Source organism: Streptococcus sp. WM07, from assembly GCF_004570525.1.
In the GTDB taxonomy this organism is placed as follows: domain Bacteria; phylum Bacillota; class Bacilli; order Lactobacillales; family Streptococcaceae; genus Streptococcus.
On sequence record NZ_SPPZ01000001.1, the window covers coordinates 60,815 to 86,126 of the forward strand.

Annotated in this window: 24 protein-coding genes and 1 pseudogene; 7 read left to right on the plus strand and 18 right to left on the minus strand. The window is 37.7% G+C overall.

Annotation, left to right across the window (positions count from 1 at the left end):
• Window positions 1–33 precede the first annotated feature (33 nt).
• The 13 genes and pseudogenes from E4T71_RS00300 to E4T71_RS00360 all read right to left on the minus strand — a co-directional run bounded on the left by E4T71_RS00300 (window position 34) and on the right by E4T71_RS00360 (window position 13,848).
• Window positions 34–615 carry a hypothetical protein gene (locus E4T71_RS00300; protein ID WP_135035134.1) on the minus strand — a complete coding sequence of 194 codons (582 nt, stop codon included), beginning with the start codon at window positions 613–615 and terminating at the stop codon, window positions 34–36.
• Window positions 616–642: 27 nt separating this feature from the next.
• Window positions 643–1,122: a V-type ATP synthase subunit K gene (locus tag E4T71_RS00305; RefSeq protein ID WP_135035137.1), complete on the minus strand. Its 480-nt coding sequence runs from the start codon at window positions 1,120–1,122 to the stop codon at window positions 643–645.
• Complete coding sequence (locus E4T71_RS00310) at window positions 1,123–3,126, minus strand: V-type ATP synthase subunit I (protein WP_135035140.1); 2,004 nt, start codon at window positions 3,124–3,126, stop codon at window positions 1,123–1,125.
• Window positions 3,116–3,439, minus strand: coding sequence for a hypothetical protein (locus E4T71_RS00315; protein ID WP_135035143.1), 324 nt, complete (start codon window positions 3,437–3,439; stop codon window positions 3,116–3,118). Before E4T71_RS00315 ends, E4T71_RS00310 begins: the two co-directional genes overlap by 11 nt.
• Window positions 3,440–3,456: 17 nt before the next feature.
• Window positions 3,457–4,347 carry an ROK family protein gene (locus E4T71_RS00320; protein ID WP_135035146.1) on the minus strand — a complete coding sequence of 297 codons (891 nt, stop codon included), beginning with the start codon at window positions 4,345–4,347 and terminating at the stop codon, window positions 3,457–3,459.
• Between the two features lie 114 nt (window positions 4,348–4,461).
• A complete protein-coding gene (locus E4T71_RS00325) occupies window positions 4,462–5,571 on the minus strand; it encodes a Gfo/Idh/MocA family protein (protein ID WP_135035149.1) in 1,110 nt (369 codons plus the stop codon).
• Between the two features lie 15 nt (window positions 5,572–5,586).
• A complete protein-coding gene (locus E4T71_RS00330; RefSeq protein ID WP_135035152.1) occupies window positions 5,587–7,827 on the minus strand; it encodes an exo-alpha-sialidase in 2,241 nt (746 codons plus the stop codon).
• Window positions 7,814–8,287 (minus strand): YhcH/YjgK/YiaL family protein, encoded by a 474-nt coding sequence (locus E4T71_RS00335; protein WP_135035155.1) that lies wholly within the window; start codon window positions 8,285–8,287, stop codon window positions 7,814–7,816. The genes E4T71_RS00330 and E4T71_RS00335 overlap by 14 nt, the downstream gene beginning before the upstream one ends.
• A gap of 17 nt (window positions 8,288–8,304) precedes the next feature.
• Window positions 8,305–9,846 (minus strand): annotated as a pseudogene (locus E4T71_RS00340) (sodium:solute symporter).
• A gap of 44 nt (window positions 9,847–9,890) precedes the next feature.
• Window positions 9,891–10,808: a dihydrodipicolinate synthase family protein gene (locus E4T71_RS00345; RefSeq protein ID WP_135035158.1), complete on the minus strand. Its 918-nt coding sequence runs from the start codon at window positions 10,806–10,808 to the stop codon at window positions 9,891–9,893.
• Entirely contained in the window at window positions 10,805–11,524 is a 720-nt protein-coding gene (locus E4T71_RS00350; protein WP_135035161.1) for an N-acetylmannosamine-6-phosphate 2-epimerase, read from the minus strand. The genes E4T71_RS00345 and E4T71_RS00350 overlap by 4 nt, the downstream gene beginning before the upstream one ends.
• A gap of 14 nt (window positions 11,525–11,538) precedes the next feature.
• On the minus strand, window positions 11,539–12,318 hold the full coding sequence (locus tag E4T71_RS00355) for a MurR/RpiR family transcriptional regulator (RefSeq protein ID WP_306766713.1): 780 nt from the start codon (window positions 12,316–12,318) through the stop codon (window positions 11,539–11,541).
• Window positions 12,319–12,714: 396 nt separating this feature from the next.
• Window positions 12,715–13,848 (minus strand): aldehyde dehydrogenase family protein, encoded by a 1,134-nt coding sequence (locus E4T71_RS00360; protein WP_135035164.1) that lies wholly within the window; start codon window positions 13,846–13,848, stop codon window positions 12,715–12,717.
• Window positions 13,849–14,124: 276 nt separating this feature from the next.
• Between E4T71_RS00360 and queG the strand changes: the two genes are divergently transcribed.
• Window positions 14,125–15,258, plus strand: coding sequence for a tRNA epoxyqueuosine(34) reductase QueG (queG, locus tag E4T71_RS00365; protein WP_135035167.1), 1,134 nt, complete (start codon window positions 14,125–14,127; stop codon window positions 15,256–15,258).
• A gap of 196 nt (window positions 15,259–15,454) precedes the next feature.
• On the opposite strand, the gene E4T71_RS00370 is transcribed toward queG, so the two are convergent.
• From E4T71_RS00370 to E4T71_RS00390, 5 genes are all read right to left on the minus strand, one after another.
• Window positions 15,455–16,153, minus strand: a complete 699-nt coding sequence (locus E4T71_RS00370; RefSeq protein WP_135035170.1) for an XRE family transcriptional regulator — start codon at window positions 16,151–16,153, stop codon at window positions 15,455–15,457.
• Window positions 16,154–16,393: 240 nt separating this feature from the next.
• A complete protein-coding gene (pta, locus tag E4T71_RS00375; protein WP_135035173.1) occupies window positions 16,394–17,368 on the minus strand; it encodes a phosphate acetyltransferase in 975 nt (324 codons plus the stop codon).
• Between the two features lie 10 nt (window positions 17,369–17,378).
• The gene (locus E4T71_RS00380) at window positions 17,379–18,269 is read right to left on the minus strand and encodes an RluA family pseudouridine synthase (protein ID WP_135035176.1); all 891 of its coding nucleotides are present in this window, start codon (window positions 18,267–18,269) and stop codon (window positions 17,379–17,381) included.
• Entirely contained in the window at window positions 18,266–19,090 is an 825-nt protein-coding gene (locus E4T71_RS00385) for an NAD kinase (protein ID WP_167758448.1), read from the minus strand. The genes E4T71_RS00380 and E4T71_RS00385 overlap by 4 nt, the downstream gene beginning before the upstream one ends.
• A complete protein-coding gene (locus tag E4T71_RS00390) occupies window positions 19,074–19,745 on the minus strand; it encodes a GTP pyrophosphokinase family protein (RefSeq protein ID WP_135035182.1) in 672 nt (223 codons plus the stop codon). Before E4T71_RS00390 ends, E4T71_RS00385 begins: the two co-directional genes overlap by 17 nt.
• 111 nt (window positions 19,746–19,856) lie before the next feature.
• Here E4T71_RS00390 and E4T71_RS00395 point away from each other — a divergent pair, with 111 nt between their 5' ends.
• From E4T71_RS00395 to spxB, 6 genes are all read left to right on the plus strand, one after another.
• A complete protein-coding gene (locus E4T71_RS00395) occupies window positions 19,857–20,417 on the plus strand; it encodes a CYTH domain-containing protein (protein WP_135035185.1) in 561 nt (186 codons plus the stop codon).
• Between the two features lie 66 nt (window positions 20,418–20,483).
• Entirely contained in the window at window positions 20,484–21,461 is a 978-nt protein-coding gene (locus E4T71_RS00400) for a ribose-phosphate diphosphokinase (RefSeq protein WP_135035188.1), read from the plus strand.
• Window positions 21,458–22,573: a cysteine desulfurase family protein gene (locus E4T71_RS00405; protein ID WP_135035191.1), complete on the plus strand. Its 1,116-nt coding sequence runs from the start codon at window positions 21,458–21,460 to the stop codon at window positions 22,571–22,573. Before E4T71_RS00400 ends, E4T71_RS00405 begins: the two co-directional genes overlap by 4 nt.
• On the plus strand, window positions 22,573–22,920 hold the full coding sequence (locus E4T71_RS00410; protein ID WP_135035194.1) for a cysteine desulfurase: 348 nt from the start codon (window positions 22,573–22,575) through the stop codon (window positions 22,918–22,920). Before E4T71_RS00405 ends, E4T71_RS00410 begins: the two co-directional genes overlap by 1 nt.
• 70 nt (window positions 22,921–22,990) lie before the next feature.
• Entirely contained in the window at window positions 22,991–23,206 is a 216-nt protein-coding gene (locus E4T71_RS00415; RefSeq protein WP_135035197.1) for a DUF4649 family protein, read from the plus strand.
• A 269-nt stretch (window positions 23,207–23,475) separates the two neighbouring features.
• Entirely contained in the window at window positions 23,476–25,251 is a 1,776-nt protein-coding gene (gene spxB / locus E4T71_RS00420; protein ID WP_135035199.1) for a pyruvate oxidase, read from the plus strand.
• The last annotated feature ends 61 nt before the right edge of the window (window positions 25,252–25,312 follow it).

Sequence of the window (25,312 nt, forward strand, 5' to 3'; positions counted from 1 at the left end):
CACTCAACCTCCTTTCGTCTCGTTAATCTGTTATCAATTTGGAAATATAGCGTGAGCAATTCTTGAATGATCCTTCTCATAAATAGAAGTAATTAATTCACGATACAAATAGGTATCATCAATCCTCCCAGTTGTCACTAGAAAACCAGCTTCATGAGGAATAGCTTGATGACTAAATTGTATTTTTGGATATTTGAGTTTCAAGCTCTCAAATGCTCTTTCCGATATTTTTTGTAAACTTATATCTCCAAAAAAGACAGTGACAGATTGATCTGCATACTTCTGTAAGACAGAACTTACAAAGGTTAACTCCTCTTCTACTGACCAATTACACATAGTTTGATAGGCATCCTCGAATAACTCTTGTAAAATAGCTTGTTTAGCAGCTAGCATTGATTGCCTTTCTTCATTTTTGAGCTGCTGACATTCAACCTGCTGTTGTTGTTTGAGTATTTTTTGTTTCAGTTGCCATTCAGCTGTGATTTTAGCCATCAAGTCAGATTTTTTCTTTTCAAACTGTACTTTAATGATCGCTTGATGCTCTTGTAATGCCTGTTGCCCTCTTTGTTGGGCTTTCTCTAAAATAGATTTTCGCAATCCCTCAATGTCAGACACATTATCACCTCTTCTATCAATCCTATATTAGCCAACTTTCAATGTTAAGATGAAAGATACAACAAATGCTAAAATTGCGTAAGTCTCAACCATTGCAGCTAAAATGGCCCCTTTCATAAATTCTTTAGGGCGTTTTGCTAAAATTTGCATTGCACCTACTGCAACATTTCCTTGATGTTTCGCTGAAAAATAACCAACTAATGCAATTGGAAGTGAGGCAAACAAATAACCAATTCCTGTTTCAACAGCCATACTTACATTTAATTGTAACCAGATTAAGATACCTATAACAAAACCATATAGTCCTTGCGTTCCTGGAAGTAATTGTAAAATAAGAGCAGAAGCAAACTTCTCAGGTTGTTCTTTTAACAGAGCTGCGGCTGATTGACCTGCTTTACCAACTCCCAATGCTGACCCTATTCCACTAAATCCAACTGCGATGAATATACCTAAAGCAGCAAAGAAAAATCCTCCATAAGTTGAGAAGTATTGTGCTAATTGTTCCATTTAATGTTCCTCCGATTGTTGTTTGAGATGAATATATTTTTCCGATGTCTTTAAAGGTGAGAAGGCTCGACCACGACCTTCATAGAATTTACCAAATAGTTCTACAAAAATTAAACGTGCTCCATGCACATATCCAGATAGCAATGACAAGAAGATATTTATGGTATGAAGAACTGCAAAAATTAAAATACCTACTGTAAACTTAGAAATTCCTGGAAATAGACCGACAATAAGATTAAAAGCTGAGCCTATACTAGCTCCTGATAGACCCAATGCCATTAGACGTGTAAAACTAACTAAATCACCTACATAAGACGAGATATTATAAAGATTAAAAATTCCTTTTCCAATTCCTCTAATTCCCCTTGCTTGTATTATAGATACGATAATAATTGTTCCAGCATTACAGATAGCTAACCATTTTCCAATAATAGCTAAAGCATCATATTGTCTAATCAAAGAGCCTATTGCTACGAATAGTAGTCCAACTAATATGAAACACCAAGCAAAGCCCGAAGTATAAGCATCTCCATACTCTCTTTTCCGGATCTTTTGTATACCTCCAAGGAATAGACCGCTAACAACCGTCATAAAGCCAAAAACTACGGATAATATTAAAATTGTCATAACATCCGTGGTGGTCGAAATTAGATGGAATGGTAATTCATAGCCGAAAAAAGAACCATAAATAATCCCCCAGATTCCTACTGAAATACTTAAAATATTAAAAAATTTTAAAAAACGAGTCACTGATTTAGACAAATAAAAAATTTTTAATAATCCGAAGGTTAGAATATATAGAAGTATGCCATATCCCAAATCTGCAACCATCATTCCAAAAAATGTAAAATAAAATGGAGCCAATATCGGTGTTGGATCTTTTTCATAATATCCAGGTAAAGCATACATTTCTGTCAATAATTCAAACGGCTCAATTAGAGATTTGTTTTCTAACTTAATCGGAATCTGAGCCTCATCTTCTACTCTCGAATCAACTTCTATAAGCAACATTGATTGTCCAAAACGTTCAAATAAAGTCGCCTGTAAAAATTGAAAATATTGCTCTTCAACCCACCCTTGTAATCCTGTAAGGTATGTATTACTAGCTAGATATGTCTTAGTTATTTGTTTGGATACTTGGGTGCGAATATAATCTATTTGGCATTTTATATCACTAATCGCTATATGCTCATCAATTAATTGATTTTGTATCAATTCCTTTTCAGAAGTTAGTATCTGAGCTTCCATTTTTAATTGTTTAATCTTATCTCTTGGTAAGATATCCTCAGAATAGTCAAATTCTACAAAATTCATATCGTTTAAAATATCATCTTGATTATTATCATAGAAGCAAAGAAGTCCGTATTCTTTATCCGTGACAAATAATTCCTGGATTTGAATTCCTGTCTCAGACGTTAATTTCTTATATAAATAATCATCTGAAGTCCGCGAAAGTATCCCTATCTTCGCTTTTAAAAAATGAAATTTAGCTAATTCCGTTGGTAGAGTATCTAAAGTTTCCCAAGGTTCTAATTTTTCTATTGTAGCTTTCTGACATTCTAATTCATTCTCAATCTCTTCTAAACGATGCAATTTCAAGCTAAGCTCTTGTGCTAGAGTTTTTACATGTCCGCTTTCTCCTAACTCTTTTAATTCTGAAAAAGTTAATTCTCTAGGTTTTGTTCTCAAGCGTTGTACTGTACTTTGATGAGGTAAGTACAAACTCAGCTGTTCACTTAATTTTTCTAGATAACTTTCTTGACTATCCAGATAGTCTAGAACTTGATTATCGTGAAGTTCTTGAACATCTTCATATAAGGGAGAATTGTTCATCGTTATTTTAGGTGTTTTTACTTGATTGTTGTCAAATACTTTTTGCCATGACTCTATTTGTCTAAGATCCTGAATTTCTACAATTTGTAAACTTTGTAAACAGTCAATGAGCTCGTCTAAGTGTTCTTTGCTAAACAATATAGCTATCTTTTTCATCTGACTAATCGCCATAATACTCTACCACCCTGCTTACGATTTGTTGGACAAATTCTTTTCTCCTATATTCAGAAATATCTTGAATAATCTTATGATTTGTAGCTATGTGCTCAGTCACTGTGCTCTTTAATTCTTCTTTTTGGCGATGTAGATTCCGTTCCAATATTTCATACTCTTTTCGACAATCACTCTGAAATTCATCTACCAGTTGGTGGAGGATCTTTTCTGACTTCTCTTCAGATTGTCGAATAGCTTCCTCATATTCGCTTGCAATCTGTGTAGCTTCTTCTTCAATCGTTTTCATTGTCTCAAAAATAGATTCTGCCACAAAATCACCCCCTTGACTTATAAGCTATGTTGATTTAGAAAATGCCTTATTGCACCGATTCTACCCGCAGCATTTCCGAGAGAAGCTGCTAGAATATGCTTTGGTAAAAAACGTTCATCTTGAACTTTTTCAAAAAGTGATTTTTGAATACTTGCTAATAGGAAATCTGGTTCTGAAAAAATACCTCCTCCCAGAACAATACCATCTGGATTTAATAAGTATGAAATCGATAAAAGTCCTTCTGTTAAATAATCAATAAAAATATCTAAAGTTTCTAAAGCAAGGGGATCCCCATTCTTAACTGCTGTAAAGAACAAGCGTCCATCTTGTTTTGTTTTACCACTCTTTTTCTCATACATCTCTACTAGAGCTGTAGTAGAAGCTAGTTTTTGCCAATCATGCCCAGCAACACGTAAGTAACCTATCTCACCTGCCGTGAATCTATGACCGTTAACAATTTGGTCATTGATAATGACTCCTGCTCCAATACCTGTTCCAACAGTAATCATAACCACATTTTTCATTCCCTTAGCAGTACCTAACCAGGATTCACCAAGAGCTGCACTATTAACATCATTTTCGACAGAGACAGGTAGAGCAAATTTTTCTCTAATTGTTTTTTTAAAGTCAGTTCCAATATACCCTGGTATTGTATAACCTGCATAAACTACTTCACCTGTTTCACTGTTAATAACCCCTGCAGAAGAAATTCCAACACCTTTAATCTCATAATTTTTGCAATAGTCCGTTATCAAGTCACAAATCTGACCTAAAATATTATTAGTTCCTTTATTATGATCAATTTGTGTGCTTACCTCTTTAAAAACATTGAGACTATCGCCTTTCTCATTGTAGAGATCCGCCTTAATCGCAGTACCTCCAATATCGATTCCAATTAATGTTTTCATAGGCTCTATCCTTTCTTCATACAACTAATAAGAGGGATTAGATAGCTATCTAATCCCTCGCTCTATTTCCTTATCCGCTTGTAATCGTTTAACTACTGTGAGCTGATACAGGGACTAGCTATTTGTAATTTCAGAAAGTGCGACTTTACGGTCTTCTGTAAGAGACAAAGTACATGCATCTGCAGTAGCAATAGATTCAAGTGCTGCAACGCCATTCAACAATTTAGCGTACTCTTCTGTAATCTCACTCCCTTTAATAATATCGTGTAAATAAGCCATCTCTTTATCGATACAAGTTTGTAACCACAATGGTGTACGAACCCCTGGTTTACCATAAGCGATAGCTCCATCCATACCACGACCAGTATAAATATCTGTCCGATCGTCATCTTCCTCCTGCGTCTCATGGACTAGGAAGTGTGATTCTCCCTCTCCCTTAACACGCAGTGTTCCTCCTGTATTGTATAAATCAAGTTTAATAGCACCTTCAGTACCTTCAATTAGAACATAATGTTCACCCCAACGAAAGGCATTACCATATTCTAAGACAGCATAACGATCGTCTGAATACTCAAGGTTTACAATCAACATATCATCTTCATCCCCAAAGTTTTCTCCTTTATGGTAAACATTACCTCCTACCATGGTCACTTTTTCAGGCATTCCCCCCATGATAAATTGAATACAATCAAGCTCATGGATATGATGGTAAAGGTGTCCTCCAGATTGTGATCGTAGTTTTTTCCAAGACACAGTCGGCTGTTGTTCTTCCCAACCTGTTCGTGCTGCATGACAATAAAGAACTTTTCCAATTTTTCCTTGTGTAATCAATTCTTTTGCATGATGAACACCATTAAAGAAATTCATGATATGACCAGCCATAAAGATAACATTATTGGCTTCACAAGCTTCAACCATTGCTTTACAATCTTCATAATTTAGTGCAATAGGTTTTTCGCAAAAAACATGTTTTCCATGCTCTGCTGCTTTAACAACAGGTTCTCGATGAAGATAGCTTGGTGAAGCCACGATAACACAATCAATATCCTTACGTTCAACTAGTTCATCTAAACTACTGCAGACATCTGCTTGTAACTCCTCAGCAACTTCTTCACCATGATTTGGATCAAAAATAGCGACAATCTCTGCATCCTCAATTTTGTTCATAGAACGTGCCAAATCTGCTCCAAAATAACCTGCTCCAACAATTCCATACTTAATCATATTTTTTCTCCTGTACTATTTCTTTTTTAAGTCTGCGATACTAAAACTAATGTAGGGAACAACATTCTTCATATGTAGCTCATTACGAGACCATGAATCGAATTTTTCGAACATCAAACCAATATCATGATTAGGGAGTTCTGTTAATGTTGAATATGAAAATCCATATTGACTAAAATCAACATCATGACGGTAACGCCACTCAATAGTCTGATCCTCTCCAATCAATCCGATGAATATTTGTCCATGTCTTCTTCCATGAGGAGAGTTTGGAGTACTGAGGATAACAGCCTTTTTACCATCTATTTTTTGACTATAATTAATAATAGATAATTGTGTACCATAACTAGGATTTGATACAAAATCTAAATATTCCGGTGCTCCCCATGTATTTCCTGAATCTTTACTGGTTATGTAGGCAATTTTACCATTATTAGTTCTCATATAAGTTTGAAGAACTCCTGGACTCAATTCGACAATTTGAGCTTCAGCAGACCAGTTAGATGGAAGAGGAACGACTTTAGCTTCCCAAGTTTTGCCATTATCATCACTATAAATAAATACGGATTCTTTACCTGTGTAAGAAGTAATCAAAATTCTCCCAGTCTTGGAATCAATAATTCCTCTACCTGGTCCCAAATAAGGAGCATTTCTATTTAATCCTAAGATTGGTGGTAAAAGTGTTGGACTTGACCAACTTTCTCCTGCATCTTCACTTGTAATATAAGCAATATAGTTTGTAGGTACAACTTTAAAAAGAGCATCTTTATAGAAAATTGTCATGTTGACCATCGTACCATTTTTATACTCAGTCTTAACATTATTTGCAAAATTAGCAGAATACTGCTCCACTTTTAAAGCGTTTCCATTTTCTGTTATTGAAAAATCGTCTTCCACCCGATATTCCGTTGGTTGATTTGTCCTATCATCATAAACGATACCATTTTCACGTACAGTATAATAATAGCCTGTATCTCCAGCTTTCTTCAATTTAAGATAAGCTTTACCATTAATTTCTTTATAGCCAGAGTCTGACCGTGTCGCTTCACGGAAACTAACACCTGCAGGCATGACATCAGCAAACATCAGAACCTGATGATCTGTTTTTTCAACAATAACAGAGTCGATATAGGTTGCACCACCACTGATTTGTAAATCACGCATCTGTGGTTCCCGAGGCCACTCAAGAGGAGCATTCGCAAAATCATCAAAAGCAAGTGTTAATTTAGGGGTAGTCCAAGTTAGACCATTATCGTCACTATAGCTTGTAGCAATATTAATTTTGTTAAGGAAATCATGTGTCCCACCATACCTAGCGTCAATACTAGATAAAATACGACCATTATTCAAGGTATAGAGTACAGGAATTCTGAAATAGTTTGATCCGGTATTATCATTTGCTGTGTAGATATGTCGTGAAAAAACTGAATTCTTAGTCATTTTTTCGACAACAGCACTTTCAAGGGCTTGATTATATAACTTAATGTTTTGGATAAGTCCCTTAAAACCAAAGTCAATTTTTCCAGATCGTCTAACCCCACCAATAATAAAGGAATCAATTCCCTTTATTTCATCTAATCTTAAGTATGGATTAGTCTGTTTTTCTACAACTTTTGTTCCATTTGCGTACAAAGAATAGGTATTATGAGTTGAATCCACAACTAGAGCAGCTGTATTTGAAACTGGAGTATTATTATATTTTCCCCAAACAGATGCTGGTCTAGACACTAGGTGATTTGTACGAGAGGAAGTATCACGCGCTTCCATCCCAACTTCACCATTATCCCTTACAAAAATATCTACATAACTATTTTGATGTCCAGATTGTCCATTAGAAATTCCAAATAAAGCTTGAACACCATCATTTTTAGTTTGTTCATAGGTAATAACAAGCGTAAAATTATTATTTTGTAATTTATCCTTCACTTGATTTGTAACATCTAAACCTTGCCCCTCTAAGGTCACATCAGAAGTTTCAAATGCTGGGAAAGGAAGTTTCGTTTCTATCGATCCCCCTTCACTAGTTGAAGCGACTGCATGAGTACTTTCCGATGTTTCTGTAACCCCAAGTTCCCCATCAGTTGTGAAGTGTTGATCAGTATCGGAAAATTCTGTCATGGTTACAGTAGATTCATTTATAGATCCTGGATTTTCAAGAGTCCCATCGGGTGTTTCATCTGCAAAAACTTGATTCGTTAAAGTAAAAGCTAATAAAGCTGCTACTGCAAAACTTGTAAAATGTTTATTCACTTTCATAGCATACTCCTTCATTGAGTACCTTTATAACCAATTTTTTAACAGGCTCATCATTGACTCTACCTTTCGGCTGATGAAAATCTTCTTCAAAAGTGACTAATAAATTATGTTCTGTCAAGATTACTGTTTGGTAAAAATTACTATTATAGAAACCAATATCATCTTGAACATTAAAAGACTGTTTTAATGTTGAATCTTCGATAGTGGTTACAGCCATTGCCTCCATATTTTCAATCACAATATGGATATCTAAATATTTTTTATGTGTTTCAAACTGCTGCCCCAAAATACCATCTGCGATATAAGTCATACAATTTGCAAATACATTATCCCCGTCAATATCTATCCGGCCATCAGTAAGAGTCTGTAAATCCGTGTTCTCTAAAAATTCACACACCGTTTTAAAATGAGGATTAAGTCTGACATATTTCTTGAAATCAGATTGTTGTGCAATAATCATACTTTTCTCCTTTTATCTTAATGGCGTTGTTCCCAACTACTATCAGATAAAATTTCTGGGATATCATAAATTGTTGTATATTTCGGAGCTGACACTTTGTTGCCAGTCATAATTGACACAATATAGCCGACTATAAGTGAAATAACAATAGAAATTAATGAATAAGCCCAAAAATTCACAGCTTCAGCTGGTAACACATACTTAATAAAGACCATAATTACAGTTGATACAACTAATGCCACATAAGCTCCATATTTATTAGCTTTTTTGGAAAGGAAACCTAAAACAAAGATTCCTCCAAGTAAACCAAGGACAAGTCCCATAAAGCCATTAAACCACTCGTAAGCTGATTTAATATCAGAATGAGCCATAACAATTGACACTACAATAGAGAAGATACCAACAATTAAAGATACGATTTGAGCAATACGAGTACGACGTTTATCCGACATATCTTTAGCTACTACTTCTTGAATATCAAGAGTCCAAGATGTTGCAACAGAATTAAGCCCTGTTGAAATTGTTGACTGCGCAGCTGCATAAATAGCTGCCAAAATAATACCTGTTACTCCAACTGGCAACTGATAGGCAATGAAATACATGAAGATTTGATCTTGAGCAACATCATCAACACCATTACCTGCATGTTGCACTTTATAGAATACATATAAACCTGTTCCGATAAGGTAGAAAACTGTCGCAATTCCCAATTATAAAATACCATTTGTAAACAACATCTTATTTAACTTCTTAATATTCTGAGTAGTTGTAAAACGTTGAACTAAATCTTGGGAAGAAGCATAGGATGAGAAAATTGTTAATCCTGAACCAAGAACAATCAAGAAAATGGAGCCTGAAAGAATATTCGGATCAAAAATCTTTTCAGTAGGAGCAATGAATTTTCCGTTAGCTAATTCATGGGCAATTGCTCCAAATCCACCATTAATATCCTTTAATAGAACAAACAAGGTTATAAATACACCACCAATAAGAACAATTCCTTGGATAAAGTCTGTCCACAATACTGATTTTATTCCACCTGTATAAGAATAAATAATTGCAACAACTCCCATTAAAATAATTAGAATGTTGATATCAATACCTGTCAAAGCTGCTAATCCTAATGATGGTAAATACATAATGATAGACATACGACCAAGCTGATAAACAATAAATAGTACAGCTGAGATAATTCGAAGAGGTTTGGCATCAAAGCGTCTTTCTAGATAATCGTATGCAGTGTCAATATCCATACGTGCAAAAATGGGAAGGACAAATTTAATCGCTAAAGGAATTGCTATCAACATCCCTAGCTGTGCAAACCATAAAATCCAACTACCCGCATATGAATTTCCTGCTAATCCTAAAAAGGAAATCGGACTTAACATTGTAGCAAAAAGAGACACTGAGGTCACATACCATGGAACAGAGCCGTCCCCTTTAAAAAACTCCTTACCTGTCATCTCTTTTTTTGAGAAGTACAGACCCGCTACAAGCACAGCCCCTAAATAAACTATCAAAATCACTAAATCTATAGTGGTAAAACCTGTTGTACTCATAATCAATCTCCATTTTTCTATAATAGCTTAAGTTAAGTTAACCATTATAAAAATATTTTCCTAGCATTGTTGATTAATGCCGCCGCTTCCTTAGCAATTTGTTGGTCGTTCTCACCTAATGGTTCTAGTGGTTCCCGGACTGAACCGATATCTAACTGCTCATTTAAGCGAAGTATCTCTTTTGCAACCGCATACATATTAGCGCGTCCAGAAACCATTTTATAGATAATCTCATTGATTGAGTACTGTAGTTGTTTTGCTTTATTCAAGTCTCCATCTTTAATTAACTGATCTAGTTTTAAGAAAAGATCAGGCATAACACCGTAGGTTCCTCCAATACCTGCTTTAGCTCCCATCACTCGACCAGCTAAAAATTGCTCATCTGGGCCATTAAATACGATGTAATCATCTCCCCCAGCAGCTACAAACATTTGAATATCTTGAACTGGCATTGATGAATTTTTCACACCAATGACACGAGGATTCTGCCGCATTTCAGCATAAAGATTATTCGTCAATGCAACACCAGCTAATTGTGGGATATTATAGATAATAAAATCAGTATTTGGAGCAGCTTTACTCATTGAGTTCCAATAAGTAGCAATGGAATATTCTGGTAATTTAAAATAAATCGGAGGTATAGCAGCAATTGCATCTACGCCTACTGCTTCTGAATGTTTCGCTAATTCAATACTATCTTTCGTATTATTACAAGCTACATGATTAATTACTGTTAACTTCCCTTTTGCAACCTCCATAACAGCTTCGATAATCTGCTTACGATCGTCAACACTTTGGTAAATGCACTCTCCTGAGGAACCATTGACATAAATTCCACGAACGCCTTTGTCAATATAATAACGAACTAATTCTTTTACGCGTTCAGGACTAACTTCTCCATTTTCATCATAGCAAGCATAAAATGCTGGAATAACACCTTCATACTTTGATAAATCTCTCATTTGTCTTCTCCTTTTGATCGAATCACATTTATAAATCGTGTAGCAATTTCCTTCGGTCTTGTGATAGCACCACCAATCACAACACTTGTTACACCTAGTTCATAAACTTTTTTCAGCTGCTCTGGAGTATGAATACGCCCTTCTGCTATGACTGGAAGATTTGCATGTGCTAGACTCTTCATTAAATTAAAATCTGGCCCTTCTAGTTGTGGACTATAGGTCGTATATCCTGATAAGGTTGTACCAACAAAATCAGCTCCTGCCTCAATGGCGGCAATTCCCTCATCAATTGTACTAATGTCTGCCATAAAAAGTTGATCGGGATATCTATCCTTAAGTTTCTTAATGAAATCAGTAATTGTAAGCCCATCATGCCGTATCCTTTTTGTAGCATCGAAAGCAATTACAGGCGTCTGACAAGCAACAAGCTCTTCAACCTCTTTCATGGTGGCTGTGATATAGGGTTCTTCTGGGGGATAATCACGCTTAATTAAGCCAATAATCGGTAAATCTGTTACTTGACTAATAGCTTCAATATCACGAACAGAATTCGCTCGAATCCCCACAGCTCCAGCTTCTTCGGCTGCTTTTGCCATGTATGGCATCAAGCTAAATCGTTCCTCATAAAGGGCTTCGCCTGATAGAGCTTGACAAGAAACAATAATTCCTCCTCTAATCTGATCTAAAAAACTATCTCTTGTCCAACTGTTTGCCATATTATTCCTCCTTTTTAATAATAGTCTGGTCGTAGTGGATTCTCCTTTAAAAAATAAGAAAATAAGCAATCTGTCATTAGTAATATCGGAAATTGAGGAGAGATTTTATTACCATAAGATAAATTTTGAGTTGAAGCTAATAATAAAAGTTCATCACAAAGTTCAATATCTTCTATATTTTTGGTAGTCATCAAAACTGTCTTAGCACCATTTTGTTTTGCTCTCTTCAAAGCCCGAATAATTGACTGAGTTTGACCTGAGATTGAAGCTGCAATTATTAAACAAGATTCATCTACTAGAAGACTTGTCCACAACATCATATCCTCATCATCCATGACCTCACCCATGATTCCTAATCTCATGAAACGCACTTTCATCTCATGTAGTGCCAAAGCAGAACTCCCTTTGGCATAAAAATAAATCTTAGAGGACGACTCGATTAACTGTTGAATCCGTTCTAATTTAGATTCATCTAGTACCGAATAATTTTTTCGTAACATCTCCTCATAATCTGATAAGACATTTTGTGTCCAATCCTTATAGACCATTACTTCTTGATTTTTGGTCATCTCTTTATATTGATAAAGAAACTCTCTAAAACCGCTGAAACCACATTTTTTTGAAAAGCGTGTCAGACTGGCTTTAGATACATGAAGTGTCTCACAGAAAAAGTCAATCGTGAGAGATTTGATAGTTCTATGTTCTAAAAAATAAGTTGCAATCTCTCTTTCTGTCGCAGTCATCTTTGTTAGATTAGCCTCTATCAAAGGAATCAATTCTTTTTGGATTGCCATTTTAAGACCTCCACACAATAAGTAAACGTTTACATTATGATTGTATCAACTTCTGTTATTTATTTCAATACATTATATTAAAATAGAAATATGTTTCAAAAATGAAGACTTTTCTTAGTTTTTAAAGTATTTTTTGTTCCTTGTTTCACGACTTTTATCTATAAAAAATTTTTGGGGGTATCTAAATGACCTCGTACTTCTCGTTGCTTCACGATAGTTAGTTTTGAGAATAGCTATTGAGCTCACTGGTAGCGGGTTCTTTCAACTCAGATATAGAACGTGCCCGTCATAGTAAGAAAAACCAGACCGCTTAATCCAAAGCGATCTGATTCCTTACATTTTATTTATTTTAACTGACTACTTGGCACGAGACGTATCACTTTAAGTCCAACCTCTCTATAAATCTCCAATTTCCTTATCCCCATATGCTAGGTAGCGAATATTGATAAGATTTTTAGGTCCAATATTATCTGAAGTGGAGCCATTTCCGATAGCGCCACAGCCTAACATCATGGATGGTAGGAATCCGGTTGTTGCACCTACTGCTCCCAAGGCCGATCCAACATTGACGAGGACACGAGATACTGGACTGTGTAGGAAGAAATTTTCAACTACTTGATCGTCTTCTGTATGGAGCGACAGTGTGTGACCGAGTCCTTTTAATTCGAGAACTTTACGGCTTAAAGCCAAGCCTTCTTCCCAATCTTTGACAGTGTAGAAAGCTAAGACTGGACAGAGTTTTTCAGTTGAGTATGGATAATCCCGACCAACTTGAGTTTCTTCATGGATAATGACTGTGGCATTGTCAGGGATGTCTACTCCGGCAATTTTCCCAAGGGTTTGTGCATCTTTTCCGACCATGGCTGGATTCATTAGTCCGTTGCCTTGAATCATCAACTTGCCAAATTTGGCTGCATCTTCTCCCGTTATGAAATAAGCCCCTTGTTGGAAAAATTCTTCTTTTACGGCCTCAGCAATAGCTTCGTCCACGATAACGGATTGTTCTGAAGCACAAATAACACCATTATCAAAAGTTTTAGAACCAATAATCCGTTTAACGGTCAAAGGAATATTGGCTGTTTTCTCAATGTAGCAAGGCACATTACCAGGTCCCACACCAATGGCTGGTGTCCCAGAGGAATAGGCTGCCTTGACCATGGTTTTGCCACCAGTTGCCAAAATCATCTTGGTGTATCGGTTATCCATCAATTCTTGAGTTGCTTCAAGAGAAGCATATTCCAAATAGTTAACGGCGTTCTCTGGTGCTTCAAATTCTTTTAAGGTTTGACGAATCACATCAACAGTCGCTTGAATACATTTAGCAGGACTTGGATGTGGGGAGAAAATGATAGAGTTGGCCGTTTTTAAGGCGATCATAGCCTTGAAAATGACTGTAGAAGTTGGATTGGTAGATGGAATCAAGGCTGCAATAACCCCAACTGGTACTGCTGCTTCCATTACTTTCTTTTCCTCGTCTCGATGAAGAATTCCGACAGTCTTTAAGTCCTTGTATTCCTCATATCCTCCCATAGAAGCCAGCGTATTCTTGGCAACCTTATCCTGCCATTTTCCCTAGCCGGTTTCTTTATTAGCCATTTTAGCCAATTCTTCTCGTTTAGCATAGGTTGCTTCTGCGACAGCTTTGACCAGATTATCAATTTTTTCTTGAGACCAGGTTCCCAGAATTTTCTGGGATTCTTTTGTAACCGCTTAGCAAATATTTTGTGAAATTTTAACAATTTATTTTTAACATAAATATAAGGATGTTTGTTTTTGTTTTTGGAAAATTTAAAGTATAATGAGCCTATGAATATAAAGGAAGAGATTAAAGCGCTAGCTAGACAAATTGGGATTTCGAAAATCGGTTTTACTACAGCTGATGATTTCAATTATTTAGAAAAATCTTTGCGTTTAGCCCAAGAAGAAGAGCGATCATCAGGATTTGAACATAAAATCCTAGAAGAACGGTTAGATCCGAAACTCAGTTTGAAGTCAGCCAAGACTATCATCTCCATTGCTCTAGCTTATCCCCATAAATTACCACAGCCAGCTAAAAAATCCGAATTTAAACGAGGTAAGTTCACTCCTTCTTCCTGGGGACGAGACTATCACTTCCTCCTACAAGAAAAAATGGAAGCATTGGCACAAGCCATTCGTCAATTGGATACTCAGCTAGAATACAAAACGATGGTTGATACTGGGGCTCTTGTCGATACCGCAGTTGCTCAACGCGCAGGCCTAGGCTTTATCGGAAAAAATGGACTACTAATTACAGAAGAATATGGCTCTTATGTTTTCTTAGGTGAGCTCATTACCAATCTAGAAATTGAACCTGATCAACCCGTTCCAAATGGTTGTGGTGATTGTACCCGCTGTTTGACCTCTTGCCCGACATCTTGTCTGATTGGAGACGGCAGTATGAATGCCAAACGCTGCTTATCCTTTCAAACCCAAGATAAGGGTATGATGGATTTGGAGTTTCGCAAGAAAATCAAATCGGTTATTTATGGTTGCGACATCTGTCAAATTTCTTGTCCTTATAACAAGGGCATTCTTAATCAAGTACACACGGATATTGATCCTGAGCTCGCTCACCCTCAACTCCTTCCCTTCCTTGAGTTGAGCAATGGACAATTTAAAGAAAAATTCGGTCAAGTAGCTGGTTCTTGGCGTGGAAAAAATATTCTCCAGCGAAATGCAATTATTGCTCTAGCCAATAGTCGTGATCGATCTGCTGTTCCAAAACTACTTGAAATCATCGACACATCCCAGAATAAAATCCACGTCGCTACAGCCATCTGGGCCCTTGGCCAAATTGTTCCTAAGCCAAATCCAGAAATCATTGCTTTTATTGAAGATTTGAAAGGATTGGATGCTGATGGGCAACTGGAACAGACAAGACTATTAGAAAAATGGCAGACAAGTTCTATTCGGTCATAAACTGTATCCTACAAATTAAAAACAGGACCCACTCTGGATTTTAGAGCGGCTGCTGTTTTTAATGGGAGGCTAAGTATTCGATTAGATGACATATGAACCACTGCCATAAACAAATCTCATAGTTCTAAGGCTAGTTATAGGGCTACGAGCATTCTAACGATAATTTAATAACCCTAGTTATTTGATTATTTACCTACTATATTTCTTCGATAGGTCGAAAGTGACCAATAACCTTACCAACAATCCGAAAATCATCCTCAGGACCAGCAAACATATCCGCGTACTCTGAGTTAAAAGAAACAATTCGATAGCCTTCCACTTCACGATAGACTCGTTTGATATAAGCCCGTCCATTTAAGGAGATAGCATAGACAGCTCCATCATAATCAAATCCGTCATCATCAAACAAGGCTACTTCCCCATCAAAATATTGAGGTTCCATAGAATCACCTTGGATAAAGGATGCGAAGTCATAGGAATACTCCTGATCTGTATAAACTGTCTGGTAGGACTGTTCATCGTAGTAAGTTTCCCCGAAACCAGCGGATAAGGGAACCTGGTCTAATACTTGAACTGCAAATAGAGGCACTACTTTGGACCTAGCTTCTGCTGCTATTTGTGTCTCTAATAAATCCTCAACGTATTTCTCGGCTTTCAGCTTGTTGCTAGTATCAAGCTGTAGATAGGGATGAACAATGGCGTATTCCGATTCAAAATAGGTAGTATCTACCCCAAAAAGCACACTTAGTTTTTCTAAATTCGCTTGATTCGGCTTGGCTCTTCCCAACTCCCAACTAGCATAAGAAGCTCGATTAATTTCCAAAACTAAAGCAACATCTGCCTGGGTTTTTCCTTGCTTTTCACGTAAATCCCTTAATCGTTTACCAGAAAACATAACAACCCCTCCTTAGTGTTTTATAAAACACATTATAGCGTAAAAGTTGAATAATGTCTATCCATTACCTGAAAAATAGAAATGATTTGACGCCAAAAAGCTTCTTTGAAGCAATGCCCCAAAGAAGCTTTAGCAAGGTATATTATTTTAAAATCTAATCGGATGTCTGCAGATTTATTCCAATTGATAGAACCGTTTAAAACTGGATACGGCTCTTCTTCGTTTAATCCTTGGCTATCATTAATGATAGAGGGCTTGACTAGCAGTAATAAGCGTTAATTTGTAGACATCTTTAATACTAGCTCCACGAGAGAGGTCGTTTACCGGGTGATTCAATCCTTGTAAGATTGGACCGACCGCACTAAAGCCGCCGAGTCGTTCAACCATCTTATAGCAAATATTTCCTGACTCAATACTTGGGAAGACAAAAACGGTTGCCTGTCCTGCAACGGGACTATTAGGAGCTTTGAGCTTGGCTGTCTCAGGATCATAGGCAGCATCAAATTGCAATTCCCCATCAATCAATAAATCAGGGGCTAACTCTTGGGCAAGCTTAGTTGCAGTGACCACCTTATTGACCTTGGGACCGGACCCACTTCCCTTTGTAGAGTAACTGAGCATAGCAATCTTTGGATCAATACCAAAAGCTTTAGCAGTCTCAGCTGAATTGACTGCTATTTCTGCTAACACGTCTGCTTCTGGTTCAATGTTAATAGCACAATCCGCAAAAAGATAGCGTTCTTCCCCACGAACCATGAGAAAGGAACCAGAAGTCCGTTTAATACCTGGTTTGGTTTTAATAATTTGAAGGGCTGGGCGAACAGTGTCTGCCGTTGAATGAATAGCTCCAGATACCATACCATGCGCACGCCCTGTATGTACTAACATCACACCAAAATAGTTGACATCTTCCATTAGGAGGGTGCGAGCATCTAATTCATTGAGTTTCCCTTGACGACGTTCCACTAAGCTGTCAACTAATTCATCCAGTTCAGCATAGTCCTTAGGATTAATCACTTCAAATCCCTTGGTAATTCCTTCAATTTCCAAATATAGCTTAATTCTTTCTGGGCTTCCCAATAGAACTGGAGTGATATCTGTATCCGTTACAATTCGTTTGGTTGCTTGTAAAATACGAGGTTCTTCTCCTTCTGGAAGGACAATCTTAACGTTTTTTCCCTGAAGGGATTGGCGAATGCTATCAAAAATTTTCATAGTAACCTCCTTAAGGTTTGGGAAGGTCTCCGAGGACCTTTTGGAAATCAGTTGGAAGAGGAGCACGTAAAAAGAGTTCTTCCTCTGAAAAGGGATTGAAAAAGCGTAAGGAATGGCAATGGAGCGCTTGGCGTTGAATACCGTCCGTCAAACTCCCCCCATAGAGATCATCTCCTAACAAGGGATAACCTTGATGTGAGAAATGAACACGAATTTGATGGGTTCGTCCAGTATGTAATTGGATATCTACCAAATAGATTGGAGCACGGTCTGCCAAAACCTGATAGGAAGTACGAGCATACTTCCCGTCAGGTGCTACGCATCGAGTGATAATGCTATCTGGGTTACGAGCGATAGGGGCAACAATTTCTCCTTGTTGAGGAAGAGGAGATTCTCCCCTAACAAGTGCTAAATATTTTTTCTCGATGGTCCGAGCCTGAAGTTGTTTGTCTAGACGAGCGTGGGCATAGCCATGTTTTGCAAACAGCATGAGTCCTGAGGTATCACGATCTAGCCGAGTCACAATATGGACTTGCTGATTTTCATAGCCTTGTTCCTGATAGTATCCTTTCACAAAATTAGCCATCGTATTAGAATGATTAACACTAGGAATACTAGCCACACCCGCTGGTTTATTGAGAACTAGGAAATGCTGATCTTCATAGACAATATCTAACTTTTTAGAAATAGCTTCTAATTTTTCGAAGGGGGGTTCAGCTGGGATATCAATGATAAGTTCATCACCAATATCTAAGAGATATGTCGCAAATTGGGGCTTCCCATTTACTAAAATTTGACCACCACGGTATTTAACTTTCGCCAGAAGTCCCTTAGAAATATCATGGCGTTTGACAAAGGTCTTCACCTTGACATGCTCATCAACAATAAATTGAAATCTCATTCGTCCTCCACCTCTCCAATGAAGGAGTCTCTTACTCGTTCCCAGAAACTGGTATGTTTAGATGAGGCCATAAAAGAAATCTTACGATGATAGATTTGGCACTCGAACTTGGTTACCTGCTCCAATTGATAAATATGGTTATCGACTAATAAGGTATGGGCTGCATCCGACAGAGGGAGAATTTCGATTTTATCCTTACGAGGAACAATAATTGAGGATCCTAACGTACGGTAAACCCGATTATTGAGACTAGCAACTTCAGTAACCTGGAGAGCTTCAATTGTCGGATGCAAGACACTTCCCCCCAGAGACTTATTGTAAGCTGTGGAGCCAGTTGGCGTTGAAATACAGATTCCATCCCCTCGAAATCGCTCAAAGAGCACTTGGTTCAAGTGTAAATCTGCTACCATAGTCCGGTCTGTCCGTCTAACAGTCACTTCATTTAAAGCCAAATGTTCCTTTACTTCTCCTCCTTTATGGTGAATTTTAATTTGAAGCAAAGGATAAGAAATCTGTGCTCCTTGATCGAGAAGAAGATTTTGCACTAAAAGGTCTAGTTCAAAGTCTCGATAGTCTGTATAAAATCCTAGATGACCTGTATGGACTCCAATAAAACGGACTTTATCTAACTGATGCTTGTAGCGATGAAAAGCAGAAAGTAACATTCCATCTCCACCGATAGAAATGACAATGTCTGGATTCTTTCGTGTTAATTCAAATTGCTTATAGGAACGTAGTTTCTGACTTAATTCATGGAAAACTTCCTGACTACGAGAGCGTTGGTTGGCGATAATCGCGATTCGTCTAACGGTATTCTTCATCAGTGTCATCACTATTACCTACTCCGTCATATAATTTACGATGCATGGGATCGAAGAGCGCTTGGGCATCTTGAATATCATCTCGAATTTGTCCCATTTCTTCATCTAGCTGATAGGCCATCCGAGCCGCTCTTTCTAAACGATTTTTAATTTCCTCTGGGAAGTTGCCCTTGTATTTATAATTCAAGGAATGTTCAATAGTCGCCCAGAAATTCATCGCCAATGTGCGGATTTGAATTTCTGCTAAAATAGTTCGGTAACCATGGATAGTATCAACTGGGTATTCAATAACAACATGGTAGGAGCGATAACCGCTCGATTTGCGGTGATTAATATAATCTCTTTCTTGGATAATCCGCATGTCTTTGCGGCGGCGTAAAACCTCTAAGATTTCATAAACATCGTCTACAAATTGCACCATGATTCGTAATCCAGCTATATCTTGCATATCTTGCTCCAGACGTTCCATTGCAATAGCTCGTATTACCATCTTTTCTTTAATACTCTCAATGGGCTTCACACGGCCGGTTACAAACTCAATGGGAGAATGAAGATTTTGCTTCCGGTATTGTTTCCGAATTCCCCTCAGCTTGATTTTCAATTCTCCCACGGCTTGAATGTATGGATCTAATAAATCTTCCCAATTTGGTTCCATTTTCGCCCCTCTCCTTGTACTTCCTAGTCTTTTTTAATACAATAGACACAATCTTATTTTAACACATTCTTGAAAACCTTTCCATTAATAGGATGAAAGTGAGACATAAAAATGCAACACCTAGAAATTGAATTCAAAAATTTACTGAAAAAAACAGAATATGACCAGTTACGCTCCCTTTTTCCTGAAATCAGTCCAATCCATCAAACGAACTACTATATTGATAGCCCTAATTGGATGTTAAGAGAACAGGGGATGTCCTTGCGCGTGAGAACTTTTGATGAAGGCGGGGAATTAACCTTGAAAGTTCTTCAAGCTATTGGCAACATGGAATATAACCAAGAACTTCCAAGTGATATCTGGCCTCATTTTCCAGACCAGTTGCATCTTCCCGAGGGTTCTATTTTAGATTTAATTCAAGAAGAAGGCATTGATCTTGACCAGTTACAAATTTTAGGAAGTCTTCAAACCGAAAGAATAGAAGTAGAATTACCGATTGGACTTCTAGCACTTGATAAGAGCTGCTACTTTGATCAAATTGATTATGAATTGGAGTTAGAAGTTACGAATCCTGCTCAAGGTTATGAAGATTTTAAAAACTTCTTAGCAGAGCACCAGATTGAACAACGCAAGACTCCAACAAAAGTTGCCCGCTTTTCTGCTAGATTATAGAAGGCTGAATCTTTAGACAAAATTTGATAAAATAGAAAGAAATAATAAAAGGAGTTCACCCCATCCATGATTGCGACACAAACCGACAAACAACAAATGAAAATTTTTTCATTAAATTCGAATCCAGAAATTGCAGAACTTATCTCCAAAGAAACCGGAGTTCCATTAGGAAAACTCTCTTCTCGTCAATTCTCGGATGGTGAGATTCAAATTAACATCGAGGAAAGTGTTCGTGGTTTTGATATTTACATTATTCAATCTACTAGCTATCCTGTAAACAACCACCTAATGGAGCTCTTAATTATGATTGATGCTTGTAAACGAGCTAGTGCTAATTCCATTAATGTTGTGATGCCTTATTTTGGTTATGCACGCCAAGACCGCACTGCTGCTCCACGAGAACCCATCACTGCTAAGCTAGTTGCGAATATGTTAGTGAAAGCAGGTGTTACCCGTCTGTTGACCTTGGATTTACATGCGGTGCAAGTACAAGGTTTCTTTAACATCCCTGTAGACAATCTTTTCACCGTACCCCTTTTTGCGCAACACTATTTTGATAAAGGTTTGTGCCAAGATGATGTGGTGGTTGTTAGCCCTAAAAACTCTGGAGTAAAACGAGCACGCCAACTAGCAGAACTTTTGGATTTACCAATCGCTATTATTGACTATGCTCAAGATGATTCTGATCGAGAAGAAGGATATGTCATTGGAGATGTTGCTGGGAAACGTGTCATCATGATTGATGATATCCTAAATACTGGTAAGACCTTCTCTGAAGCTGCGAAAATTCTAACAGATGAAGGAGCTACTGAGATCTATGCTGCAGCGAGCCACGGATTATTTGCTGGTCAAGCAACCGAGCTTTTGAACCAGGCTAATATTAAAGAAATTGTTGTAACCGATTCTGTAGCAACCAAACAGGCTATCCCAGATAATACCTTGCGTTTATCGGCGAGTAACTTAATTGGGGATGCCATTGTTCGAATTCAGGAACGTAAACCTGTTAGTCCCCTATTTAATTTTCATAAAGAAGAAACAAAATGATTTATTTAGACAATGCTGCAACCACTAAAATCAGCTCAACTGCCCTGGCTATCATGGTGGAAATCATGCAAGAACATTATGGCAATCCGTCTAGCACTCATGGCTTGGGTAGGGATGCTCGCAAATATTTACGTCAAGCACGTGAATCGATTGCAGGCCACTTGAAGGTTTCAGCGGATCAAATTATCTTCACTTCTGGCGGTACAGAATCCAATAATCTAGCTATTCTGTCCTATGCTTTAAGCCACCAACATCAAGGAAAACACTTAATTACTACCGCTATTGAGCACCATTCTGTTTTAGAAGTTTTTCATAAACTTGAAAAGGAGCACGGATTTGAAGTTACCTACCTCCAACCTAAAGATGGTCATTGTAGAATAGAAGATTTCCGCACGGTCTTACGAGAGGATACCCTTTTAGTCTCTATGATGGCTGCCAACAATGAGACAGGTTCGCTACTTCCCATCGCTCAAGTCGGACAAATCCTTCAAGAACATCCAGCTGCCTTTCATGTAGATGCGGTTCAATGGATGGGAAAAAGGCCCATTCATCCTCAAGAGCTTGGGATAGACTTTTTGACGGGCTCCGCTCACAAGTTTCATGGGCCTAAGGGAGTCGGTTTCCTCTACAATAGTATGCCCAAGTTAAAGAGCTTAATTCTTGGAGGAACTCAAGAAAATAAACATCGCGCCGGAACAGAAAATCTTCCTGGTATTGTTGCTATGGCTACCGCCTTAGATGAAAGTTTGGAAAATTGGGAGAAAAAAGAGGAGCACGTTCAAGAGCTTAGAACAACCCTTCTAGCAAACTTACCTGAGTCGGTGTTTCTGAATGAGACAGGGCCACAATTACCACATGTCCTTAGCCTTATGATTCCACAAGTTGGAAAAGATAGCTTGCTAATGCAACTAGATTTGGCTGGGATTGCAGTATCTGGTGGTTCTGCTTGCACTGCGGGAACCTTAGAACCCAGTCATGTCATTGAAGCCTATTATCCAGACCAAACAGAACGAATCAATCATAGTATTCGTGTTAGTCTCTCAGATGAGACAAGTTTGGAAGATGTTCTAACCTTTACTCAAACACTCAAGAAAATAATTGGAGGATCATGATGGCCTTTTCAACTAGTGTTCATTTACCAAACTCTCCTTATCGCTACCATATTGATAAAAGAATTAAGAAATATACCCTACGTGATACAACCTTTACTCAAAACAAGGTTGGCAATTATGAATTGCAACGTCTCTTAGAAGAAGTTCCTAATAGTGGACAAGGATTTCTCGTTAAAATTGCTATAAAAGAGGATTTATCTGCCTTTCGTCTAACTATTACCGATGCTTCCGGCCTCCACCAAGTTAATATTTTTCAAGACAAGGTCAGCCCTATTTATCGAGAAAAATTCTTTTTCCTCATGGACAGTTTAGTCGACCGTAATGTCTTCTCTAAAGAAGAGGTCTGAGCATCTCTTCTCCTTCTTGTAAATTTTTGTGTTACAATTAAGGTAAGACGAAAAAAGGAGAGAATGATTTATGTACGAACTTCATTACACAGATTCCTATAAGGTTGATCGTAGTTTAACCTTTGAAAAATATAGTGACCTAACCCGCCAATTTTCAGGATGTTTAGCCATCCCAGATTATTTGAAGGTGACATCTTTTACTTTCAATGGTCAAGATCTTCTTTTCCAAGGAACCCTGGGAGATGTTTATCGCTTTATAAGTAGCGACGATTTCCCTAAAAATTAGTCGTATTTAAAAATCTAAAATGGAGTTCATCCTATTATTTCCAATGAGATGAACTCCATTTTCTTATACGATAACAGTAAACAATCATTTGGAAATCGAAAATTTCATGAAAAGAATCTATCGTCTTTTTTATTTTTAGAATAATTCTCATAATTGTGAGCAGATTATTGTCTTTCTCGATAGAAGTGTGATATAATTTGTTTGTAATACTAGTTAAGCGTTTCCATTAATTAGTTTATGATTACTATTTCAAAAGGAGATTTGTCACTATGACTAAAATCACTGCTTCTGCTGCTATGCTTAACGTCTTGAAAACTTGGGGCGTTGATACAATTTACGGTATCCCTTCTGGTACCTTGAGTTCCTTGATGGATGCACTTGCAGAAGATAAAGACATTCAATTCTTGCAAGTACGCCATGAAGAAACTGGTGCTCTTGCAGCTCTTATGCAAGCTAAATTCGGTGGCTCTATTGGGGTCTGTGTTGGATCTGGTGGACCAGGTGCGACTCACTTGATTAACGGTATCTACGATGCTGCAATGGATGCAACTCCAATGTTGGCAATCCTTGGTTCTCGTCCAGTTACTGAATTGAACATGGATGCTTTCCAAGAGTTGAATCAAAACCCAATGTACAATGGTGTAGCAGTTTATAACAAGCGTGTAGCTTATGCTGCTCAATTACCAAAAGTCATTGACGAAGCTTGCCGTGCTGCAATTGCTAAAAAAGGTCCTGCTGTAGTTGAAATCCCAGTTAACTTTGGTTTTGAAGAAATCGATGCAGATTCTTACTATGGATCAGGTACTTACGACCGTACTTTTGTTGCTCCAGCTTTGAACCAAGCTGAAGTTGATAAAGCGGTTGAAATCCTTAACAATGCAAAACGTCCAGTAATCTATGCTGGTTTTGGTGGTGTTGGTGCAGGTGATGTGATCACTGAACTTTCCCGTAAAATTAAAGCTCCTATCGTAACAACTGGTAAAAACTTTGAAGCCTTTGAATGGGATTATGAAGGTTTGACTGGTTCTGCTTACCGTGTAGGTTGGAAATCTGCCAATGAAGTTATCTTTGAAGCAGACACTGTTCTCTTCCTAGGAAGCAACTTCCCATTCTCAGAAGTTTACAATACTTTCAAGAACATTGAGAAGTTCATCCAAGTAGATATCGATCCATACAAACTTGGTAAACGTCATGCACTTGATGCATCTATCCTTGGTGATGTTAAAGAAGCTGCTCAAGCAATTCTTGAGAAAGTTAATCCAGTTGAATCTACACCATGGTGGAGAGCTGTTGTGAAAAACAACCAAAACTGGCGTGACTACATGAACAAATTGGAAGGCAAAACTGAAGGCGAACTTCAATTGTACCAAGTCTACAATGCTATCAACAAATTTGCTGATCAAGATGCGATCTACTCTATTGACGTCGGTAACTCTACACAAACTTCTACTCGTCACCTTCACATGAGCCCTAAAAATATGTGGCGTACTTCTCCACTCTTTGCAACAATGGGTATCGCACTTCCTGGTGGTATTGCCGCTAAGAAAGATAACCCAGACCGCCAAGTTTGGAACATCATGGGTGATGGTGCCTTCGGTATGTGCTACCCAGACGTGATTACAAACGTTCAATACAATCTTCCAGTTATCAACGTTGTCTTCTCTAATGCTGAGTATGCTTTCATCAAGAACAAATACGAAGATACAAACAAACACTTGTTTGGTGTAGACTTCACAAACCCAGACTACAAGATGATTGCTGAAGCACAAGGTGCTGTTGGTTTCCGTGTTGATCGTATCGAAGATATCGATGCTGTTATGAAAGAAGCTGTAGAATTGAACAAAGCTGGTAAGACTGTTGTGATTGATGCTCGCATCACTCAAGATCGTCCAATTCCAGTTGAAGCTCCAGAACTTCGTTTGGATCCAAAAGTTTACTCTGCTGAAGAAATTGCAGCTTACAAAGAGAAATACGAAGCTGAAGAGCTTGTGCCATTCCGTCTCTTCCTTGAAGAAGAAGGTTTGGAATCTCGCAATTACAAATAATTGCTGCTAATGGAGGTTGAGACTTTGGTCTCAACCTTTTCTTGTTTCTTCTCCTACTTTT

Bases quoted from the DNA above. Each gene is read 5' to 3' on its own strand.
- E4T71_RS00305 (WP_135035137.1), bottom strand. From the start codon at position 1,122: ATGGAACAATTAGCACAATACTTCTCAACTTATGGAGGATTTTTCTTT.
- E4T71_RS00310 (WP_135035140.1), bottom strand. From the start codon at position 3,126: ATGGCGATTAGTCAGATGAAAAAGATAGCTATATTGTTTAGCAAAGAA.
- E4T71_RS00320 (WP_135035146.1), bottom strand. From the start codon at position 4,347: ATGAAAACATTAATTGGAATCGATATTGGAGGTACTGCGATTAAGGCG.
- E4T71_RS00325 (WP_135035149.1), bottom strand. From the start codon at position 5,571: ATGATTAAGTATGGAATTGTTGGAGCAGGTTATTTTGGAGCAGATTTG.
- E4T71_RS00330 (WP_135035152.1), bottom strand. From the start codon at position 7,827: ATGAAAGTGAATAAACATTTTACAAGTTTTGCAGTAGCAGCTTTATTA.
- E4T71_RS00335 (WP_135035155.1), bottom strand. From the start codon at position 8,287: ATGATTATTGCACAACAATCTGATTTCAAGAAATATGTCAGACTTAAT.
- E4T71_RS00345 (WP_135035158.1), bottom strand. From the start codon at position 10,808: ATGAGAGATTTATCAAAGTATGAAGGTGTTATTCCAGCATTTTATGCT.
- E4T71_RS00350 (WP_135035161.1), bottom strand. From the start codon at position 11,524: ATGGCAAACAGTTGGACAAGAGATAGTTTTTTAGATCAGATTAGAGGA.
- E4T71_RS00355 (WP_306766713.1), bottom strand. From the start codon at position 12,318: ATGGCAATCCAAAAAGAATTGATTCCTTTGATAGAGGCTAATCTAACA.
- E4T71_RS00360 (WP_135035164.1), bottom strand. From the start codon at position 13,848: ATGGGAGGATATGAGGAATACAAGGACTTAAAGACTGTCGGAATTCTT.
- queG (WP_135035167.1), top strand. From the start codon at position 14,125: ATGAATATAAAGGAAGAGATTAAAGCGCTAGCTAGACAAATTGGGATT.
- E4T71_RS00370 (WP_135035170.1), bottom strand. From the start codon at position 16,153: ATGTTTTCTGGTAAACGATTAAGGGATTTACGTGAAAAGCAAGGAAAA.
- pta (WP_135035173.1), bottom strand. From the start codon at position 17,368: ATGAAAATTTTTGATAGCATTCGCCAATCCCTTCAGGGAAAAAACGTT.
- E4T71_RS00380 (WP_135035176.1), bottom strand. From the start codon at position 18,269: ATGAGATTTCAATTTATTGTTGATGAGCATGTCAAGGTGAAGACCTTT.
- E4T71_RS00385 (WP_167758448.1), bottom strand. From the start codon at position 19,090: ATGAAGAATACCGTTAGACGAATCGCGATTATCGCCAACCAACGCTCT.
- E4T71_RS00390 (WP_135035182.1), bottom strand. From the start codon at position 19,745: ATGGAACCAAATTGGGAAGATTTATTAGATCCATACATTCAAGCCGTG.
- E4T71_RS00395 (WP_135035185.1), top strand. From the start codon at position 19,857: ATGCAACACCTAGAAATTGAATTCAAAAATTTACTGAAAAAAACAGAA.
- E4T71_RS00400 (WP_135035188.1), top strand. From the start codon at position 20,484: ATGATTGCGACACAAACCGACAAACAACAAATGAAAATTTTTTCATTA.
- E4T71_RS00405 (WP_135035191.1), top strand. From the start codon at position 21,458: ATGATTTATTTAGACAATGCTGCAACCACTAAAATCAGCTCAACTGCC.
- E4T71_RS00410 (WP_135035194.1), top strand. From the start codon at position 22,573: ATGGCCTTTTCAACTAGTGTTCATTTACCAAACTCTCCTTATCGCTAC.
- E4T71_RS00415 (WP_135035197.1), top strand. From the start codon at position 22,991: ATGTACGAACTTCATTACACAGATTCCTATAAGGTTGATCGTAGTTTA.
- spxB (WP_135035199.1), top strand. From the start codon at position 23,476: ATGACTAAAATCACTGCTTCTGCTGCTATGCTTAACGTCTTGAAAACT.